The organism is Sphingomonas sp. JC676 (assembly GCF_014489075.1).
In the GTDB taxonomy this organism is placed as follows: domain Bacteria; phylum Pseudomonadota; class Alphaproteobacteria; order Sphingomonadales; family Sphingomonadaceae; genus Sphingomonas.
The window spans coordinates 1,218,676-1,239,026 of sequence record NZ_JACTGR010000001.1 but is presented as its reverse complement, the minus strand read 5'-3'; the positions used below and the strand labels follow the sequence as shown (position 1 = coordinate 1,239,026).

At 66.3% G+C, this 20,351-nt stretch carries 17 protein-coding genes; 1 reads left to right on the top strand and 16 read right to left on the bottom strand.

All coding sequences use genetic code 11. The features are described from left to right. Positions 1-7: 7 nt before the first annotated feature. From IAG41_RS05830 to IAG41_RS05795, 8 genes are all read right to left on the bottom strand, one after another. Positions 8-1,432: a Gfo/Idh/MocA family protein gene (locus tag IAG41_RS05830; RefSeq protein ID WP_187727573.1), complete on the bottom strand. Its 1,425-nt coding sequence runs from the start codon at positions 1,430-1,432 to the stop codon at positions 8-10. Between the two features lie 73 nt (positions 1,433-1,505). After that, positions 1,506-2,189 (bottom strand): response regulator, encoded by a 684-nt coding sequence (locus tag IAG41_RS05825; protein ID WP_187727572.1) that lies wholly within the window; start codon positions 2,187-2,189, stop codon positions 1,506-1,508. Continuing rightward, complete coding sequence (locus IAG41_RS05820) at positions 2,186-4,861, bottom strand: DUF4118 domain-containing protein (protein ID WP_187727571.1); 2,676 nt, start codon at positions 4,859-4,861, stop codon at positions 2,186-2,188. Before IAG41_RS05820 ends, IAG41_RS05825 begins: the two co-directional genes overlap by 4 nt. Next, entirely contained in the window at positions 4,858-5,454 is a 597-nt protein-coding gene (kdpC, locus tag IAG41_RS05815; RefSeq protein ID WP_187727570.1) for a potassium-transporting ATPase subunit KdpC, read from the bottom strand. Before kdpC ends, IAG41_RS05820 begins: the two co-directional genes overlap by 4 nt. Positions 5,455-5,464: 10 nt before the next feature. After that, positions 5,465-7,483 (bottom strand): potassium-transporting ATPase subunit KdpB, encoded by a 2,019-nt coding sequence (gene kdpB / locus IAG41_RS05810; RefSeq protein ID WP_262408464.1) that lies wholly within the window; start codon positions 7,481-7,483, stop codon positions 5,465-5,467. An 11-nt stretch (positions 7,484-7,494) separates the two neighbouring features. Continuing rightward, on the bottom strand, positions 7,495-9,198 hold the full coding sequence (gene kdpA, locus IAG41_RS05805; RefSeq protein WP_187727569.1) for a potassium-transporting ATPase subunit KdpA: 1,704 nt from the start codon (positions 9,196-9,198) through the stop codon (positions 7,495-7,497). Between the two features lie 11 nt (positions 9,199-9,209). Beyond that, on the bottom strand, positions 9,210-9,299 hold the full coding sequence (gene kdpF, locus IAG41_RS05800) for a K(+)-transporting ATPase subunit F (RefSeq protein ID WP_187727568.1): 90 nt from the start codon (positions 9,297-9,299) through the stop codon (positions 9,210-9,212). Between the two features lie 105 nt (positions 9,300-9,404). Beyond that, on the bottom strand, positions 9,405-9,692 hold the full coding sequence (locus IAG41_RS05795; RefSeq protein ID WP_187727567.1) for a hypothetical protein: 288 nt from the start codon (positions 9,690-9,692) through the stop codon (positions 9,405-9,407). 138 nt (positions 9,693-9,830) lie between these two features. Here IAG41_RS05795 and IAG41_RS05790 point away from each other — a divergent pair, with 138 nt between their 5' ends. After that, positions 9,831-11,711, top strand: coding sequence for a potassium transporter Kup (locus IAG41_RS05790; RefSeq protein WP_187727566.1), 1,881 nt, complete (start codon positions 9,831-9,833; stop codon positions 11,709-11,711). 54 nt (positions 11,712-11,765) lie between these two features. Here IAG41_RS05790 and IAG41_RS23120 read toward each other — a convergent pair whose 3' ends face one another. From IAG41_RS23120 to IAG41_RS05750, 8 genes are all read right to left on the bottom strand, one after another. Beyond that, on the bottom strand, positions 11,766-12,788 hold the full coding sequence (locus IAG41_RS23120; RefSeq protein WP_187727565.1) for a PEPxxWA-CTERM sorting domain-containing protein: 1,023 nt from the start codon (positions 12,786-12,788) through the stop codon (positions 11,766-11,768). An 83-nt stretch (positions 12,789-12,871) separates the two neighbouring features. Beyond that, a complete protein-coding gene (locus tag IAG41_RS05780; RefSeq protein WP_187727564.1) occupies positions 12,872-15,211 on the bottom strand; it encodes a serine/threonine-protein kinase in 2,340 nt (779 codons plus the stop codon). Continuing rightward, complete coding sequence (locus IAG41_RS05775; RefSeq protein WP_262408525.1) at positions 15,195-15,698, bottom strand: ECF-type sigma factor; 504 nt, start codon at positions 15,696-15,698, stop codon at positions 15,195-15,197. The genes IAG41_RS05780 and IAG41_RS05775 overlap by 17 nt, the downstream gene beginning before the upstream one ends. A 127-nt stretch (positions 15,699-15,825) precedes the next feature. Next, positions 15,826-16,440: a lactate utilization protein C gene (locus IAG41_RS05770; protein ID WP_187727562.1), complete on the bottom strand. Its 615-nt coding sequence runs from the start codon at positions 16,438-16,440 to the stop codon at positions 15,826-15,828. After that, on the bottom strand, positions 16,437-17,837 hold the full coding sequence (locus IAG41_RS05765) for a lactate utilization protein B (RefSeq protein ID WP_187727561.1): 1,401 nt from the start codon (positions 17,835-17,837) through the stop codon (positions 16,437-16,439). The genes IAG41_RS05770 and IAG41_RS05765 overlap by 4 nt, the downstream gene beginning before the upstream one ends. Then, a complete protein-coding gene (locus IAG41_RS05760; protein WP_187727560.1) occupies positions 17,834-18,598 on the bottom strand; it encodes a (Fe-S)-binding protein in 765 nt (254 codons plus the stop codon). Before IAG41_RS05760 ends, IAG41_RS05765 begins: the two co-directional genes overlap by 4 nt. Next, the gene (locus IAG41_RS05755) at positions 18,595-19,560 is read right to left on the bottom strand and encodes an alpha/beta hydrolase (protein ID WP_187727559.1); all 966 of its coding nucleotides are present in this window, start codon (positions 19,558-19,560) and stop codon (positions 18,595-18,597) included. Before IAG41_RS05755 ends, IAG41_RS05760 begins: the two co-directional genes overlap by 4 nt. After that, positions 19,551-20,351 carry a rhamnogalacturonan acetylesterase gene (locus IAG41_RS05750; protein WP_187727558.1) on the bottom strand — a complete coding sequence of 267 codons (801 nt, stop codon included), beginning with the start codon at positions 20,349-20,351 and terminating at the stop codon, positions 19,551-19,553. The genes IAG41_RS05755 and IAG41_RS05750 overlap by 10 nt, the downstream gene beginning before the upstream one ends.

The window sequence follows — 20,351 nt, the reverse complement described above, 5'->3', positions numbered from 1 at the left end:
ATCGGGGCTAGCCGGCGCGCATGGGCATCGGCACGGGATCCTTGTGGCTCGGCATCCTGGGCAGATCGGGCCAGCGGAGGCCGGTCACGAGGCTGTCGATCCGTACCGGCTGGCCAGTCTCGAAGCATTTGTCGGCGGCGATGCCGATCAGGCACGATGCGGCGCCGCCGCGTTCGTCCGCCGCGCGGAGCAGCGGGTCCTTGGGTGCGGCGGGATCGAAGATGTCGGCGAGCATCACCGCGTCACCGCCGCCATGACCCCCTGCGCCGGTCGCGGGCTCGATGGTTCGGGGTTCGCCTCGCATCGGCACGATGCGGGTGATGATCCGGTCCAGATCGCGCAGGCCGCCGGAACCGGCGACTCCGCCCTGCTCGACGACGCTATGCTCGAGCCGACCCTTGGTGCCGTTGAAGGCGATGGTATAGCCCTCCCAGGCGTTAAAGGCGTTAAGACTGTAGCTGAGGGTGGCGCCGCCGGCGTATCCGACGATCACGTTCATCGTGTCCTCGATGCTGATCTCGGGACGCCAGACGCACTGGTCGCGGTGATAGCCGTCATACTTCTCGTTATCGAGATACAGCGCCTTGAGACCGGGATCCGCAGCGAGATCGAAATAGAAGCTGCATTTGGTCTTTTCGGGGCAGGTGAGGCAGCGCTGATGCGCTCCTTCCAACCCGAAGCGCTTGGCCATGGCGGGGGTGTAGAAATCGCGCTTGCCGACCGCGTTGACGGTCACCGGCATGTCCGACAGCCACCAATTGACCAGGTCGAAATGGTGGGTTGCCTTGTGGACCATCAGGCCGCCCGAGATCGCCTTGTTCGAATGCCAGCGGCGGAAATAGTCCGCGCCATGGACGGTGTTGAGCAGCCAGTGGAAATCGACCGAGAGCACGTCGCCGATTTCGCCCGACATCAGCAGCTCCTTCACCTGGGTGCGGAACGGCGAATAGCGATAGTTGAAGGTGACGCGGATGTGGCGATTGTTGCGCTTGACCGCGTCGAGGATGCGCTGCGCCTTGCCGGCATCCGTGGTCATCGGCTTTTCGGTGATGACGTCGCAGCCCGCGTCGAGCGCCTTGACGATATAGTCGACATGGAAAGCATCGGGCACGGTGACGATCACCGCGTCGGGCTTCTGCTCGTCGAGCATCTTGTCGAAATCGGCGGCGAGATAGGGCTTGGGCGCCTTGGCGCCCGCTTGGATCGCGCGCTTGCCGAGATGGTCGAGCCGGCCGGGATTGATGTCGCAGACAGCGACCAGATCGCCATGCGGCTTGTGCGTGCCCCATAGCGCCTGCTGGTACATCCGCGCGCGGCTGCCCACGCCGACCTGGACATAGCGCTTGCGCCCCGCCGCCGCATTGGCCGTATCGACCATCGAAGCAGCCGCCGCACCCGCGGCAAGACCTTTCATCACATCCCTGCGCTGCATATCGCCTCTCCTGCCAGGCTTTACGCCCTGTTTCGGAGGCAATGGTAACCGGTTTCCCGAAGGGCGCAACCGGCTAGACCATCAGGCGATAGCCGACTCCGGGCTCGTTGCGGATCGAGGAGGGCTGGGTGGCATTGCCCTCCAGCTTCATGCGGACGCCGCGGGCGGCGACGCGGAGATATTCAACATCGGTCTCGTGCCCAGGACCCCAGACGGCACGAAGCAATTGCGGATGCGTGACGACGCGGCCGGGGTGCTTGGCGAGTTCGGCAAGGAAACCGAACTCCTTGGGGGTCAGATGCACCTCCTCGCCGGCCTTGCGCACCATCCGGTTCGACAGGTCGATTTCAACATCGCCCATGCGGACGATGGGTGCCTCGCTTTCGGCGGAGAGGCGATGGCGCAGCGCGGTACGGACCCGGGCGAGCACCTCTTCGGTGTCGAACGGCTTGGTGATGTAGTCATCGGCGCCGAGATCGAGCGCGGTGACCTTCTGCTCGGTAGCATCGCGAGCGGAGATGACCAGCAGCGCCGGGCCGGCCGCCTTGATGAGGGGCACGAGTTCGAGCCCGTCGCGATCGGGCAGGCCAAGATCGAGCAGCACCGCGTCGGGCTTGTCGATATTGAGCGCGCTCAATGCATCGCGCGCGGTCGCGGCCTCAACGACGCGGTAGCCGGCGCGCGTGAGACCGGTATTGAGCAGTCGACGGATCGCGGGTTCGTCGTCGACCACCAGCAGCTTGGGGGTATTGCTCATTCGGCTGCGGATCCCTTGATCAGCTTGGCTTCGGGGAAGCGGATCGTGAAGCTGGCGCCGCTGCGATCGGCGCGGTTGGCGGCGGAGACGGTGAGGCCCATCGCCTCGGCAAAGCCCTTGACGATGGCGAGGCCCAGACCGGTACCGCCCTTGCGGTCGGATCCTTCGATGCGCGCGAAGGTTCCGAAGATTCGCGTTTCCTCGCCAGGGGGGAGGCCGGGACCTTCATCCATTACCGCGAGCGTCATCCCGCCTATCTGGCGGCGCGCGGCGAGAGTGATCGGGGCGCCTGGATCACCATATTTGGCGGCATTCTCGATCAGGTTGATCAGACAATGGTGGAAGAGCTGCGGGTCGACCGAAACCAGGGGCAGCTCGGGCGAGACGTCGAGCTGGATCGGACGGTCGCCGAGCACACGGCGGAGATCGTGGACCGCTGAGGCGACGGCTTCAGCGAGGTCGACCGGCTCGATCGACTGATGGAGCGCACCGGATTCGATACGCACCATGTCGAGCAGGTTGGCGACGAAGCGATGAAGCCGTTCGGCCTCGCTGCGAGCGGCGATGAGCTGGCCTGACTGTTCGTCATTTGCGGGTGTCATCTCCGCCAGCATTCCCAGGATCGTCGTGAGCGGCGTGCGCAGATCATGGCTTACCGATGAGAGCAAAGCCGCGCGCAGGCGATCGCGTTCCTGGAGCTGGGTGATCGTGCTCATCTCGCGCTCGAGCGCAATGCGTTCAAGCGCGAGCGCGGCCTGATCGAGCAGGCTGAGCAGCAGCGGCAGCTGGTCCGATCGGATCGGCGCTCCAGCATCGACATTGGCGAGACCGAACACGCCAAGCGCTCGGCCGCCGGCGGCGAGCGGGTGGAACAGCCATTCGGATGCGGTAAGCGTATCCGATCCGCGTCCGGCGGGCTGGTTGTGATCGAAGGCCCAATGGGCCGCGGCCATCTCGAGCGTCTCAAGCCGATCCTCGGCGGGATAGGCGGCGCTGAGTGTGAGCTGGCCCTTCACCGGGAGGAGCAGCACGGTGTTGACGTCGAGCAAGCGGGCGATTTCGGCGCAGAGCATCTGGCCGAGCTCGTCGCGCTTGCTGACCCCCGTAAGCAGTCGCGCGAAGCCGGCGAGCGAACTATTCTGCGCTGCGCTGCTCTGGGCGAGGTCGGCCTGAGCGCGGACGCGCGCGGCGAGCTGGCTGCTGACCACCGCGACGCCCATCAGCACCAGCACGGTGATGAGGTTCTGCGGGTCCTGGATCGTGAAGGTGTGGGTCGGCGGGATGAAGAAGAAATTATAGGCGAGCGACGAGGCGAGGCCGGTGATGACGCCCGGGCGCACGCCGTAGCGCGTCGCTGCGAACATCACCGGCAGCAGATAGAGCAGGCCGATATTGGTGATGCTGCCGAACGAGAACAGGCTGGCCCCGAGCACGGTGATCAGCACGGTGAGGCCAAGCGAGACGGCATAGGCGCCGGGCGAACCCCAACCGGATCCCGGATTGCGCCGGCGCTGTGGGCGCTCGTCCTTGTCCGCGCTCATCGGCAGGACATGAATGGCAATCCCCGGCGTCTCACGGACCAGCCGATCGACCACCGATCCATGGCGCAGTTCGAACCAGCGCGAACGCGCCGACTTGCCGACGACGAGCTGGGTGGCGCGTGCTTCGGTGGTGAAGCGCTTGAGGCCCTCGAGCACCGATTGCGCAGGGACGGCGGCGACCTGGCCGCCGAGTTGGCTGACCAGGTGGAGCGTGGCGGCGAGGCGGTTGTTCTCTGCGTCGCTCAGATGCGCGGTGCGCGGCGTCTCGATGTGCACCGCGGTCCAGGGCGCGCGCATGGCGTCGGCGATGCGCTTGGTGGTGCGGACCAATTCGGCGGCGCCAGGAAGCTCGCTGATCGCGACGACGATCCGCTCGCCGCCGGCCCAGGTTCCGGCCAGGGCATGCGCCCGCAGATAGTCGAGCATCTGCGTGTCGACCGCCTGTGCGGCGCGGCGCAGCGCGAGCTCGCGCAGTGCCGAGAGATTGGACTTGGAGAAGAAATGGCCGAGCGCGCGCGTCGCTTCCTCGGGTACATAGACCTTGCCGTCCTTCAGCCGTTCGATCAGCTCGTCGGGCGGGATGTCGACGACTTCGATCTCGGCATTCTCGAGCACGCGATCGGGCAGGGTTTCGCGGACGCGGACCTTGGTGAACGAGGCGACGACGTCGTTCAGGCTCTCGATGTGCTGGATGTTGACGGTCGAATAGACGTCGATCCCGGCCACGAGCAGCTCTTCAACGTCCTGGTAGCGCTTGTCGTGGCGGCTGCCGGGCGCGTTGGTATGGGCAAGCTCGTCGACCAGAACGAGCTTGGGCTGGCGGGCAAGAACCGCGTCGAGGTCCATCTCCTCGAGCGTGCGACCCTGATATTCGACCGCTCGGCGCGGGACGATCTCGAAGCCATGGACCAACGCTTCGGTCTCGGCGCGACCATGCGTCTCGACCACGCCGATCACGGTGTCGATCCCTGCGCGGCGGCGGGCGGCGCCGTCGCTCAGCATTTCATAGGTCTTGCCGACGCCGGGCGCGGCGCCGAGGAACACCTTTAAACGGCCGCGGCCCTCCTGCGCGGCTTCACGCAGAAGGGCCTCGGGAGACGGGCGCTGCTCGGGATCGGGGTTCGAACTCACTCCTTCGCTTGTGCCTGCGTACCGCCCATCCTGTCGAGCGCGCGATTGAGTTCGAGCACATTCACACGCGGTTCACCCAGGAAGCCGAGCAGCGGACCCTGCAGATGCTGCTTGACCAGCGCACGGACGGCCTCATTGCCAAGCCCGCGCGCGGCAGCGACGCGATCGACCTGGAAAAAGGCCGCCTCGGGGCTGATATCAGGATCGAGTCCCGAGGCGGAGGTAGTCACCAGATCGGTGGGGACCGAATCTGCTGGTGATTTGCGAAGGGCCGCGATGTCCGTTTTCACACGGTCGGCAAGTGCCTGACTGGTAGGGCCCAAATTGGAACCGTAGCTGTTGTTCGCTTCGTAGCCGGCGCCTGCAGCAGAGGGGCGGGGGTGGAAATAGCGCGGCGAGGCGAAGCGCTGGGCGATCAACTCGGAGCCGACGACCTTGCCGTTCTCGCTGATCAGGCTGCCATTGGCCTGATGCGGGAAGGCCAGCTGGCCGATACCGGTGAGCGCGGCTGGATAGGCCAGGCCGAGCAGGACCGCGAACAGGATCGTGAGCACGATCGCCGGGCGGAGTGCGGTGGTGAAATCCTTGAGCATTTTTCTATCCTCAGGCGAGGTGGAGGCTGGCGACGACAACGTCGATCAGCTTGATGCCGATGAACGGAGCGACCAGGCCGCCCAGGCCGTAGATGGCGAGGTTGCGCGCAAGCAGCGGGCCGGCGCCCATCGGCGTGTATTTCACGCCCTTCAGCGCCAGCGGCACCAGCAACGGAATGATCAGCGCGTTGAAGATGATCGCCGACAGGATGGCGCTCTGGGGAGAGGCAAGACCCATGATGTTGAGCACCGCCAGCCCTGGGTAGAGCACGACGAACATCGCCGGGATGATCGCGAAATATTTGGCGACATCGTTGGCGACCGAGAAGGTGGTGAGAGCACCACGCGTCATCAGCAACTGCTTGCCGAGGCCGACGATCTCGATGAGCTTGGTCGGATCGCTGTCGAGATCGACCATGTTGCCCGCCTCGCGTGCGGCCTGGGTACCGGTGTTCATTGCGACACCGACGTCTGCCTGGGCGAGGGCGGGGGCGTCGTTGGTGCCGTCGCCGCACATCGCGACCAACCTGCCGCCCTGCTGCTCCTTGCGGATCAGCGCGAGCTTGTCCTCCGGGGTGGCCTCGGCGAGGAAATCGTCGACGCCGGCCTCGGCTGCGATGGAAGCCGCGGTGAGTGGGTTGTCGCCGGTGATCATCACGGTGCGGATGCCCATGCGGCGCAGCTCTGCGAAGCGTTCGCGGACACCGGCCTTGATGATGTCCTTGAGCGCAATCACGCCGAGCAGCCGGCCGTCCTGTGCCACGGCGAGGGGAGTCTGGCCCGAACGGGCGATCTCGTCGGTGATGCGGCGCATTTCGGTGGCAGCCGCAGTGACGCCGGCGCCGGGATTGGCGCGGAGCACGGCATCGACCGCGCCCTTCTGGATCAGGCTGCCATCCATCTTCACGCCGGAGATGCGGGTCTGGGCAGTGAAGCGGATGACCTCGGCGTCCTTGGGCAGCGCCCGGGTATCGATGCCGAACTTTTCGCGAGCAAGGACGACGACCGAACGGCCTTCGGGGGTTTCGTCGGCAAGGCTGGCGAGCAAAGCGGCACGGGCAAGCGTGTCGGTATCGACGCCGTCCAGCGTGCGGAATTCGCTGGCATGACGATCACCGATGGTGATCGTGCCGGTCTTGTCGAGCAGCAGCACGTCGATGTCGCCTGCGGCCTCGACCGCGCGGCCCGACTTGGCGAGCACGTTGAAGCGCACCAGACGGTCCATGCCCGCGATGCCGATCGCCGAAAGCAATGCGGCGATCGTGGTCGGGATCAACGTGATCAGCAGCGCCGCGAGCACCGCGACGGGGATGCCGCCGCCCGCATAGCTGGCGAAGCCGGGGATGGTCGCGACGGCGATCAGGAAGATGATCGTGAGGCCGACCAGCAGGATCGTCAGTGCGATCTCGTTTGGGGTCTTCTGGCGCTCGGCGCCTTCGACGAGCGCGATCATGCGGTCGAGAAAGCCCTGGCCGGGCTCCTGCGTCACGCGGACCTTGATCTGGTCCGAGATGACGCGGGTGCCGGCGGTGACGGCCGAACGGTCGCCACCCGCCTCGCGGATCACCGGCGCGCTTTCGCCGGTGATCGCCGATTCGTTAACCGAGGCGACGCCTTCGATGACCTCGCCGTCCGCGGGGATCAGGTCGCCGGTCTGGACCATCACGACCTGGCCCTTCTGGAGTTGCGAGGCCGGGACGATCTTGCCGTCCGGAAGCCGGGCAGTCAGCTCCGACTTGGCGGCGCGGAGCGACGCCGCCTGGGCGCGGCCGCGGCCCTCCGCCAGTGCCTCGGCGAAAGTGCCGAACAGGACGGTGAGCCAGAGCCAGACGATCAGCTGGAGCTGGAAGGGGATGGGCAGGTTCTCGCCGCCTATCGCCAGCAATGCGGTGAGGAGGAGCGCGACCACGGCGGTGGTGAAGAGCACGGGGTTCTTCACCAGCTCGCGCGGGTTGAGCTTGCGGAAGGCGTCGCCGATCGCGGGAACGACCAGCTGGGCCGAGAACATCGAGGTTGGGGTTGTCGTCATGTCAGATGCCTTCAGAAGAGCTGGCCGTTGATCATCGCGAGATGATCGGCGATCGGACCGAGCGCGAGGCTGGGGAAGAAGGTCAGGCCGCCGACGATCAGGATGATGCCGACGAGCAGCCCCACCCAGAGCGGTCCGGTGGTCGGGAACGAGCCCGCGCCGGCCGGCGTGTACTTCTTGGACGCCAGGCTGCCCGCGATCGCCAGGATCGGGACGATCATGAAGAAGCGTCCCAGCCACATCGCGACCGACAGGAGGCCGTTGTAGAAGGGCGTGCCCGAAGTGATGCCGGCAAATGCCGAGCCGTTGTTCGCAGTGCCCGAGGTGAAGGTGTAGAGGATCTCCGAGAAGCCATGCGGACCCTTGTTGAGCGGTCCGGCCAAGCCCTGCGGCAGCACCGAGGCGAGCATCGTCAGGCCGAGGATCGACAGCGGCAGGATGGCAATGGTGAGCACCGCCAGTTTCACTTCGCGGCTCTCGATCTTCTTGCCGACATATTCGGGGGTGCGGCCGACCATCAGACCGGCGACGAACACCGCGAGGATCGCGAAGATGAGAAAGCCATAGACACCCGCGCCGACGCCGCCGACGACGATTTCGCCGAGCTGCATGTTGATCATCGGGATCATGCCGCCGAGCGCGGTGAAGCTGTCATGCATCGCATTGACCGCGCCGCACGATGCCGCCGTGGTGACGACCGAGAACAGGGACGATGCGGCGATACCGAAGCGGACTTCCTTGCCCTCCATGTTGCCGCCCAGGGCGCCAAGATGATGGAGGATCGGGTTACCTGCGGATTCCTGCCAATAGACGACGGCGGTGCCGGCGAGGAACATGGTGAGCATCGCGGCCAGGATCGCCCAGCCCTGGCGGGTGTTGCCGACCGCCTTGCCGAACGTCCAGGTGAGGCCGACGCCGATCAGGAAGATCGACAGCATCTGCACCAGGTTGGTGAGCGCGCTCGGATTCTCGAACGGGTGCGCCGAATTCGCGTTGAAGAAGCCGCCACCATTGGTGCCGAGCATCTTGATCGCTTCCTGCGACGCGACAGGCCCCACCACGATCGTCTGCTTGGCGCCTTCCAGCGTGGTCGCGTCGACCGAGCTGAGGAAGGTTTGCGGTACACCGCTCGCGATCAGGAAGACCGCATAGACGACGCAGAGCGGCAGCAGCAGATAGAGGGTGATGCGGGTGCAGTCGGCCCAGAAATTGCCGATGCCCGAAGCCTGGCGCCGCGCGAAGCCGCGGAACAGCGCGAAGGCGATGGCGATGCCGGTCGCGGCGCTGAGGAAGTTGTGGATGGTCAGGCCGAGCATCTGGCTGAGATTGCTCATCGCGACCTCACCCGAATACCATTGCCAGTTGGTGTTGGTGGTGAAGCTCACCGCCGTGTTCATTGCGCCATCGGCGCCGATGGCGGCCAGCGCACGCGGGTTCATCGGCAGCACGTCCTGCAGGCGCAGGATCGCGTAGGTGAAGAGCAAAAGCGCGAGCTGGAAGAACAGCATGTGCACCGCGTAGCGGCGCCAGCCCTGCTCGGCGTTCGGGTCGATTCCCGCAAGCTTGTAGAAACCGCGCTCGACGGGGCCGAGTACGCGGTGAAGAGGGGTCTCGCGCCCTTCATAAAGCGCGAACATCCACATCCCCATCGGCTTTGCGAGCGCGATGAGGATGGCGGTGAAGACGAGGATCAGCGTCCAGCCTTGAATGGTCATGGCGACAGCCTTCAGAAGCGCTCGGGCCGCAGAAGCACGGCCACGAGATAGAGGAGGAGACCGAGCGCGGTGAGCCCGGCGAGCGCGAGGTGGAGTGTCATGCGGGCCTCCTCACGCGTTGTCGCAGAGGCGGACATAGGCGAGCGTGAGGAGGAACAGCCCCCCCAGTATCCCCAGCCAGAGAAGATCGGACATTGCTGAATTCCTCAGTTCGAAAAGGGAAGGATGGAGCGGCCCGGCACGGGGATCAGGCGGAACAGGCCCGGGCCTTCGCCGAGCAACGCCCAGCCCAGACAACCGCTGATCACCGCCAGCGCAGCGGCGGTGAATTCAAGAAGGGTACCGCTGTGATGCGGAAGCTGGTGGACCGAACGGTGCAGCCACCAGGCCGCCGCGGCGCACAGGCCGAGCAGCGCAAGGCCCGCCGAGCGGACCGCGATCTGCGCCGCCCAGCCAGGCTTGTCCGATTCAAGGCGACGCAAGATTGCGGCCACCGTTACGCTCCCGTTCTTGGATTAACGGCTGCGATGTGGGCGCTGGGGCGGTTAAGGTTCCACGGGAGAGTTGAGGCGCGGCATAAAGAAGGCGTAAAGTTTGTGGCTGGTGGCCCGCTGCGTGCATAGGTGCGCGCGATGGATGACGCAGAAGAGCCGCACGGCCATCACGACAGCCTGCCGACCTTGGCTGTCGGCGCGATCGGTGTGGTGTTCGGCGATATCGGAACCTCCCCGCTCTACGCGCTGAAGGAAAGCTTCATCGGGCATCACCCGCTCTCGGTGGACCGAGCGCATATCTTCGGGGTGCTCTCGCTGATTTTCTGGACGATGATGCTGGTCGTCACCGTCAAATATGTCTTCGTCATCCTGCGCGCCGACAACAAAGGCGAAGGAGGCAGTCTGGCGCTGCTCGCGCTGATCAACCGCAAGCTGGGACAGAATCGCTGGAGCGCGGGCATCGCGCTGCTGGGCGTAGTCGCGACCGCGCTTTTCTATGGCGATGCGATCATCACGCCGGCGATATCGGTGCTTTCGGCCGTTGAAGGACTGACGATCGTGCAGGATGGGCTTACGCCGCTGGTGCTGCCGATCGCGATCGTGATCCTGATAGGCCTCTTCGCGATCCAGGCGCGCGGAACGGCGAGCGTTGGCAAGTTGTTCGGGCCGGTGATGCTCGTCTATTTCGCGGTGCTGGCGGTGCTCGGCGTGGTCGGCATCGCGCGGGCGCCCGAGATATTGTGGGCGCTCAATCCCTGGTATGCGCTCGATTTCTTCCTGATCGACCCGAAGCTGGCCTTCCTGGCGCTCGGATCGGTAGTGCTCGCAGTAACCGGCGCGGAGGCGCTCTATGCCGATATGGGCCATTTCGGGCGCAAGGCGATCTCGATCTCGTGGCTCTATGCCGCTTTCCCGTGCCTGATGCTCAATTATCTCGGCCAGTCGGCGCTACTGCTCCACAATCCCGCTGCGGTGGAGAACCCCTTCTTCCTGATGGCGCCAGACTGGGCGCGGCTTCCGCTGGTGATCCTGGCGACGCTGGCGACCGTGATCGCCAGCCAGGCGGTGATCTCGGGCGCCTTCTCGGTGACGCAGCAGGCGGTGCAGCTGGGCTTCCTGCCGCGGCTCAAGATCCTCCACACCAGCGCCCGGGCGGCGGGGCAGATCTATGTGCCACTGGTAAACTGGGGCCTGCTCGTGCTCGTCATCCTGCTGGCGCTGGGCTTCAAGAACTCGGGCAATCTCGCTGCCGCGTACGGCATCGCGGTCACCGGCACGATGTTCATCACCGCGTGCATGCTCGGCGTGCTGACCTTCGCGGTCTGGAAATGGCCGCCGGTAGTGGCCGTGATCGTCACCGGCACCTTCCTCCTGATCGACGGGCTCTATTTCGCCTCGAACGTCACCAAGATCCCCGATGGTGGCTGGTTTCCGCTGCTGGTGGCGGCGATCGCCTTCACGCTGCTGACGACCTGGGCCACGGGACGCCGGCTGGTGCGCGAGCGGCTGCACGAGGGAGCGATACCGGTCGAGATGTTCATCCAGTCGGCCGGACAATCGGTGCAGCGGGTGTCCGGTACCGCCGTGTTCCTGGCTTCCAGGACCGACGATATCCCGCCGTCGCTGCTCCACAACCTCAAGCACAATCGCGTGCTGCACGAGCGGGTGGTGGTGCTCACCGTGGCGATCGAGCAGGTGCCGCATGTCAGCAAGGAACGGGCGACGGTGACCGATCTCGGCCAGGGCTTCTACCGGATCGTGCTGCGCTACGGCTTCATGGAGGAGATCGACATCCCCGCCGAGCTGGCCAAGGTGACCAGTGCCGGGGCGCCGTTCAAGACGATGGACACGAGCTATTTCCTCGCGCGGCAGACGCTGATCGCATCACGCCGGCCGGGAATGGCGATCTGGCGCGAGAAGCTGTTCGCCTGGATGGTACGTAACGCCGAAAGCGCGATGGAATTCTTCAAGCTACCCACCAATCGCGTGGTCGAGCTGGGCAGCCAGCTCGAGATTTGATGCGGGCCCGGCTCGGGTCGCAAATTCTCCGGGCCCGCATCGTCGTGACGGCGCTCAGGCGAGCGCCGTCACGACTTTCCGGCGCCGGAGCATACCACCAGCGAACGCGAAACCGCCGATCATCATTCCCCATGCCGCCGGCTCGGGCACGCCGCCCGGGTTTCCGGCGCCGATATCGGTGAGGAACACGCCCGATTCCGACGTCCAGCTAAGGCCGTTGGGCAGCGCATCGAAGCGGAACAGGCTGGTATGGCCGAAGTCGCAGATGCTGCCGCCGCGGCAGTCGAGGCCGAGATAGGAACCGATGCCGAGCGAGGATTCGCCAGTGGGGATCAGCAGCGTGGTGCCCATCCAGCCATCGACACCGCCATTGCCGTCGCCGGCACCGAGCGCGGTGAACCAGCGGTCCGACTGCCCGAGTGGAACCGCGCCGGTGGCCTGAGTTGTGAACATATAGGTGCCGGCCTCGTCGAACAGGCCGCTGATGACGTCGCCGACGCCGGTGCCGCTATTGGCGAAGCGGATGTTGCCACAGCTGCCGCAACCCGACAGCGCAAGGCGGACCGAACCGCCGGGATTGGCATCGCCGTTCACGTCGGTGATGTGGCCATCGAAGCTCATGAACAGCGAAAGCGAGAGGTCGCCGCCGGTCGTGTTGTTGAAATAGACGGTGTCGGCGATTCGGCTTTCGGAGAAGCCGGCCGGTGAACCGAAATTGTTGGGCCCCGTCGCCCCGACATAGCCGTGTAGCTTGCCCTGGGCGAGGCTGGCCGATGCGCCCGCTTCGGAATAGAGCGAGACATTGCCGTTGCCGCCATTCTGGTAGGCATAGACGCTGCCGTCGATGGTGCCGTTCGGCGTATGGGCGTTGCCGCCGCCGCCCGAAGTCCAGCTGTCGATGACGTTGCCATTGACCTGGTGGATGGCCGAGCCGGCGACGTTCGGCCCCTGGTGCGCGCTAGCGGCGGCAAAGACGTCGACCGTCGGACCGTAGACGACATAATGCCCCTGCGCGCTGGCGACCGCGGGCGTGATGAGCGCGAGGGTGGCCACGAATTTCAAACCGAGTGATCGCATGAACTTTCCCCTTTTCAGTGTGCTGACGAGGAGAGTGCGTGACGGCCACGGAAAGCGGGCCACGCCTTTCAGAAAAAATTTACTCAGAGGTTCGGACAGTTTCCCGCGATCAGGCCCTGGATCTTCGGAAGCTGGTGCGTCCGGTCGCGGTCGCCCAGATCGCCCCGGGCCTCGATCGCCTTCCACATCGCCTCGCCGCTGCGGGCCGCGGCGCACGCCTCGGCGCCATGGCCGGCGAGCGCCAATATGCGCGCGCTCGGCGCCAGCGCGATCGCCATGTCGCGCATACGGGCGGGATCATTGGGAGCCGCCCGCAATCGCGCGTTGCGCAGGGCGATGCTGCGTGCGTTCGGGACCAGCGCCTCGGCATAGCGTTTCTGCTGCTCGAGTACCGCGGCTTGCTGACCGTACAGGATCAGAAGTGTCTTCTCGGCTGCCCCGTCGGGGCCGGAGGCGAGCAGATGCTCGACCGTCGTGACGCCGCGCTCCGCAGCGACGAGTGCTTCGGGCAGATGGCCACCCATGTCGGCAAGCGCTGCGCTGATGTTGAACGCCTCCTGTCCCTTGGCGATGAGCAAATGGGGGAAGGGACCGCGTTGGGCCAATTGCCGGTCGATCGCTCGGTCGGCCTGCTGGTAGATCGGCAGCGAGCCCGGGATGTCGTCGGCATAATAGGTCGCGTCGCCCAGGATGTTGAGCAGCAGCACCTCGACCTTGGCGGCATCGCCGGTGAGGGGAGGAGGCCAGATCCTGGCGCGGAGATGTTGCAGGGCGGCGCGGGCGGTCGCGATCGCCTCGCGAGGCTTGTCGCCGCTATAGGTGAGCTCATAGGCGGCGATGCGCTCGGCGGCGATCGCGCCGAGCTGGATCGAGGGATTGGCAGGCGCCAGCTTCGAGGCCGCTGCGAAGGATTGCCGAGCAGCGGCGACGAGCCGGGCTGAGTGCTTGCTCCAACCTTGCAGCATCCATTGTTCGATCTGTACCCAGCCGAGCTGATCGAGCGCGTCTGCATCCTGGGGCTGCTTTGCCAGCAGGGCGCGGAGCAGCGCCTCGGCCTTGTCGAGCGAGCGCCCCGCCTGGTCGGGCCGACCCACGTTGGAAATGCCCGGCAGGCCCTGGATACCTGCCAGGCGGCGATAGGAGCGGGCGACTTCGAGATTGAGGTCGCGGGGTGTTTCGCCGGCGAGTTGGAGCCGTTCGAGGTAGCGCGAAGCGGTCTCCGCGATCTGGGCGCGCTTGGCGACGGTGCCAGGGACGCGAGCGAGTTCATCATAGAGATCGAAAAGGATGAAGTTCGAGAGCTGGCGGACTTCGGTGAAGCGTTGCTCGGCGCGAATGCGGGTGCGCTCGGCGCGGACATAGCTCGCAGTGGCGATCACCGAGATGGCGGTGAGCGCAAGCAAGGCGATGGCGGTGGCAATCACGCCAAGGCGGTGGCGGCTGATGAATTTGCGCGCGCGATAGCGCCAATCGTCCGGAACGGCAGTCACCGGCAGATGTGCCTGCCAGCGCTCGAGATCGGCAATCAGCGCGGCCACGCTGCCATAGCGCCTGTTCTCCTCAGGCGCTTTCGCCTTGGCGATGATCGCCTGCAATTCCCGGTCGCTCGTGGCGCCGACGATCATCCCCAATGTCACGCCCAGCGCATAGATGTCGTCGGCGATGCTCGAATGGCCGCCATCCTGGCGGGCTGGGCTGGCAAAGGCGCGGGTCATTGGACGGACGGCGGGCGCCTCGCCCTCGTCGTTAATCAGCCGGGCGATGCCGAAATCGAGCAGTTTTACCCTGCCCGTCGCGTCGACCATCATGTTCGACGGCTTCAGATCGGCATGAACGATGAGCTGGCCATGCGCGAACTGGACCGCGTCGGCCGCCTTGACGAATAGCCGGATCCGATCGGCGATCGGCAGGCCGGCGGCAGCCTCGTCGATCGGGCGGCCGTCGACATATTCCATGACGAGGAAGGGCGTGCCGTCGGCCGCAATGCCGCCGTCGATCAGCCGGGCGATATTGGGATGCTCGAGCCGCGCGAGAATGCGGCGCTCGGCGGCGAAGGCCGCGCCGGCGACATGGATCAGCCGGTTGCGGATGAGCTTCACCGCGACGCGCTGTTCGTACAGCCCATCGTCGCGCTGGCCGAGCCAGACATCGCCCATCCCGCCCTCACCGATCAGACGGACGAGGCGGAAAGGGCCGCACCGCTCCGGCGGAGGCAGGGCCGTGCCGATAGCGTCTCCGGCAAATTCGGTGGGGAGGATGCCGGCGGCATCGGTCAGGGCCGCCTTGAGTGCGGCAACGCGGCGGCGGACCACGTCATTTTCCCGAGCGAGCAAACGTGCCTCGAACCGCGCATCATTGGGGCGATCGGCGATGCGCTCGACCAATGCGAGCGCGCGCCGCTCGATGTCAGCTTGCGATTGCATCGGCCGGCGCGCGGAGGAAATCGTGCAGCCAGGCGCGCGCCGCCTGCCAGCGCCGCTTGACCGTGCGCTCGGGAACCCCGGTGATTCTGGTGATCTCCTCGACCGTCATGCCCAGCGAGAAGCGCATCTCGACGATGGTGGCGTGGTCGCTGGAGAATTTGTCGAGCGCGTCCAGCGCCTGATCCAGATCCTGAAGGTCGACGAGTCGGGTTTGCCGGTCGCCGGGCCAGGCGGTGAGCATTGTCGGGACGTGGCGCTTGGCTGCGCGGAGCCGCCGCGCTTCGTCGATCAGCACGCGGCGCATCGTGCGGGCAGCGAGGGCGAGAAGATGGCCCTGGGATTGGGCGGCGCCGGAAGCTTCGGAGAGGATCAGGCGTATCGCGGCTTCGTGCGCGAGATCTGTCGGCTGGAAAACGCGCCGCATGCCATCGCCAGCCAACATGTTGCGCGCGACACGACGCATATCTTCATAGCAGGATGCGAGCATCCGATCGCCGTCACTGCCCCCCGCCAGTTCCACGCCCACGACCCCCTGCAAGACGAGCCGCGATCATCTCAGTACGAGCGTGCAGGTTCAAGCCTCGATCTGGATCCAAAGCGGGACGGAGTGGATTTCAGCTGAGCAGGATGACGTGGAGATAGCGGGGGCCATGCGCGCCACGAACATATTGGCCCTCGATATCGGTCGTCCCGCTGACGCCGGTCACCCAATAATGCGCGCGGGGCAGGGGATCCGAGGGCGGGATATCCTCCAGATGCGTCACGACCGTCTCGGCGCGCAGCAGCACGATCAGATGGAGGCAGAGGAAATTGGGGAGCATCGGCGCGCTGGGGCCGGTGTCGAAGATCAGAGAGCCGGTTTCCGCGACGCCGCAACGCGCGACCGCAAGCGCGGCCGGCTCGTCGGGGGCCGAGCGATTGTGCAGGGCAAAACCGCCGCTCCAGTCGCAGGGGCCGAGTTGAGGATCGGGGGGCAGGAACAGCGCGCGGGCGAGCGCCTGTCTCGCAAGATAGCGGGCTACCGCGTCGGGCAGCTCGGCGATCGCGGCGATACGATCGTGCGTGGCGGAGACGGTTGTGCCGGACAGCGCCCGGAGGAAGATGTCGATGGTCGCGCCCTGGACGACCGGGCGCTCGACCGCCTCGACCAGGCGCCGGGCCTCGCCCTCGCGGTCGGACGAGGGGTTCGCGTTGCGCAAACGCGCCAGGATCGCGTCGCGCGCGCTCATTTGCCATGCTTTCGGGCGGCATATTGCCCCATGAAGCTGCGACCACTGGGTGCTGGAAGGTCGCGATATTTGGTCCAGCCGCCGGCGAGCGGCAGGCTTCGTATCCAGCGTCTGCGGCCGACCAGCGCTAGGACGCGCACCGCCATCGCCGTGCCGAAGCGATAGAGGCGGGGTCGTGCAGCCACCCAGGCCCAGATTCCCAGGCCGAAGCGCGTGGTCGCCGGCTCCAGCCCCTCGCGCCAACTTTTCTCGCGCCAGCCGCGCAGCAGTGTGGGAAGCGGGATTTCGACCGGGCAGACTTCCTGGCAGCGGCCGTTCATCGTGCAGGCGTGTGCCAGGTCGCGATTGGCCGAGAGACCGTCGAGCGCGGGGGTGAGCACCGCTCCCATCGGGCCGGGATAGGTGCCGCCATAGGCATGGCCGCCGATCTGGCGGAAGACGACGCAGTGGTTCATGCACGCGCCGCAGCGGATGCAGCGGAGCATCTCGGCGAGCCCGTCGGTGCGCATTTTCGAGCGGCCATTGTCGACAAGCACGATGTGCATCTCTTCGGGGCCGTCGGTATCGCCCGGTCGGCGCGGGCCGGCGTAGAAGGTGGTGTATTGGGTCAGCGCCGCGCCGGTCGCCGAGCGGGCGAGCATCCGGAGCATGTGGATCGCGTGCGGCATCGACGGCACGATCTTCTCGATACCCGCGGTGACGATATGGACGCGCGGCGGCACGAGCGATAGTTCGGCATTGCCTTCGTTAGTGACGGTGCAAATCTGGCCGCTATCGGCGATCAGGAAATTGGCGCCCGAAATACCGACATCGGCGCCGAGCATGCCGGAGCGCAGCTCATGGCGGGCGCTTTCCGCCAGTGCGGCGATGCTGTCGTCGACTTGCGGCTCGCGATGATGCGTGCGGAAGAGTTCGGCGACCTGCTCGCGCGTCTTGTGCATCGCCGGCCAGACGATGTGCGAAGGTGGATCGTTGGCGAGCTGGATGATGTGCTCGGCGAGATCGGTCTCGATCCGTTCGATCCCGGCTTCGGCAAGTGCATGAGGTAGTCCGATTTCCTCGCCGAGCATCGATTTGGAGCGCGCTACCGTTCGAGCGCCGCCCGCCTTGCAGATATCGATGACGATTCTGCACGCTTCTTCCGAAGTCTCGGCCCAGTGCACCTTGGCGCCGGCGGCGACGGCATTGGCCTCGAACATCTCGAGATAGTCGGCGAGATCGGCGATCACATGATCCTTGATCGCCGCCGCCCGTTTGCGGGCGCCTGCGAAGTCCGGAAAGGCTGCAACGGCGACGCCGCGCTTGGTCTCGGCGGTGCTCGCGGTACGCTCGATCGCGATCTTCAGGATGGGATCGGCGAGTGCGGCATCGGCGCGCTGTTTGAAGCCCGCGCTCATTCGGGTTCGCCGATCGCGGGGCCGTCGCCCATACCGGCGACCAGCTCGATCGCGTGGAAGGCGCGGACCTTCGATCTGCGGCGGTTGAGCTTGCCCGCCATGTTCATCAGGCAGCCGAGATCGCCGGCGAGCAACAGGTCAGCGCCGCTCGCCTCGATCTGGACGGCCTTTTCCTCGGTGATCGCGTTCGAGATCGCGGGGTATTTGACGCAGAAGGTGCCGCCGAAGCCGCAGCAGGTCTCGGCGCCCGCCAGCGGCTTGAGCTCCAGGCCCTCGACGGCGCCCAGCAATCGGCGCGGCTCTGCCTTGATGCCTAACTCGCGCAAGCCCGAGCAGCTGTCATGATAAGCGGCGCTGGCATGGAGTGCGGTCGCCTCTGGGCGCCAGCCGCGCACGCGATCGAGATAGGAGAGGATTTCGCTGGTCTTCGAGGCGAGGGCGCGGGCGCGCGCGTGCCATGCTGGGTCGTCGGCCAGGATCTCGGGATAGTGTGCGATGATGGTTCCAGCGCATGAGCCCGAAGGCACGATGACTGCCTCATAGGGTTCGAGCATCGCGATCGTGGTGCGCGCCATCTTTTCCGCGGTCTTGCGGTCGCCCGAATTGAGCGCGGGCTGGCCGCAACAGGTCTGGTCGGGCGGGACCACCACATCGCACCCCGCTGCCTCCAGCGCACGGATCGCGGCGAAGCCGATCCGCGGCCGCATCACATCGACCAGACAGGTGACGAACAGCGCTACTTGGGGGCGGTCCTCGCTCATGGCATGCCGTGCCGGCGCGCGAAGGTCATGAACAGTTCGGGCCAGGGCGAAGGGGTGCCGTCGGGCAGCGCGAGGCCGAAGCCGTGGCCGCCCGTCTCGAACAGGTGCATCTCGCTCGGCACCTTCGCGTTGCGGAGCGCAGCGAGCATCGCCAGGCTGTTCTCGGGCGGGACGCTGCGATCGTCGAGCGCATGGGCGAGGAAGCTGGGCGGGGTGCCGGGTGCGATGCGATTGTCCGCCGAATAGGCACGGGCGCGATCGGGTGCGGGCGCTGTGCCAAGCATCTCGTTGCGCGATCCGGTATGGATGTTGGGGCCGTCGAGCAGCACGACCGGATAGAGGAGCCCGGCGACCATCGCGCTGAGGGGCAGGGCGTCGATCGCGTCCTTCGCGAGGTAGACGGGCTTGTCCGAGGTGCTCGCCAACCGCGCCGCGAGGTGGCCGCCGGCGGAGAAGCCGATCATGCCGATCTTCACGGGATCAAAGCCGTCGGCCGCAGCGCGGCTGCGCACGATGCGGAGCGCGCGCTGTGCGTCCTGAAGCGGTGCATCGGGCCCGGCCGTCCAGCCATCGGCGGGCAGGCGATAGGCGAGGATGTAGCAATGATAGCCCGCAGCGGCGAAGCGCCGCGCGATCTCATAGCCCTCATGCCCGATCGCGACGCGACGATAGCCGCCGCCCGGGATCAGCAGCAGCGCGGCGCCATTGGGCTTGGGCGCGCGCAGCATGGTGAGGGTGGGGCGGGTGACATGGACGAAAGCGGTGTCGTCCTTGGGCGAATTGGGTGTGCGGAGCGATTCCTGCTCCTGTGCCGTCACGCCGTCGCTTCCCGGAGGCTTGCCCGGCCAGAGCGGCATGCGGACGAAATCCGCCGGCACTTCCTGCGGCACGGCGCGGGCAGCCGGGGCGAGCCCGAGGGCCGCGCCGACCGCGATCAGCGAGCGGCGATCGATCACCGGCATGCCGTCGTGCCGAGCGGCGTGGTGCGGTGAAGGTCGGGTCGGTAGGGCAGCACTTCTGCGGAGACCGGCAGCTTCAGCTTCGCCAGCCCACCCGCGACGAGATCGGCGACGCCGCGCGCGCCGAGCTCGCTGAAATGCGTGTCGTCGTCGATGCCCTTGGGGAAGGCCGCGAGATGATCCTCGACCGTGTAGTGGAGATAGAAGCGCTTCGCGTTTTCCTCGCCCGCCTGCGCGACCCAAGCGCGCGACAGCGTTTCCAGGTCGATCAGCGGCGTCCTGGTCTCCGCCGCGACGGTGCGCACCACCGCCGAATATTCGGCGAAATTGGCCTTCACCTGGCCGCCCTCGAACATGCGCTGGGCGACAGGGGTGAGCAGCACCGGTACGCCGCCCTTGCCGCGGATCGCCTCGATGAAGTGCAGCAGATTGTCGCGATAGCCGGTGCCGGGCTCGACGAAGCGCTCGGGCTTGGCGCGGTTGGCGTCGTTATGGCCGAACTGGATCAGCACGGTATCGCCCGGCTTGATGGCCGCAAGAATCGCGTCGAGCCGGCCTTCGGACATGAAGGTGCGGGTGCTGCGTCCGCCCGTCGCGCGGTTGTCCACCTGGACGTGCGACGTCAGCCCGCATTTGAGCATCATGCCCCAGCCGCTCTGCGGATAGCGCTCGGGGCCGTAATTGGCCGCGGTGGAATCGCTGGCGATGAAGATGGTCGGGCCGGATGCGGCCTGCGCCCAGGCCGGAATCTGGGGTAGAGCCGCCAGCGCCAGAGCCCATGCGAGGATACGCAT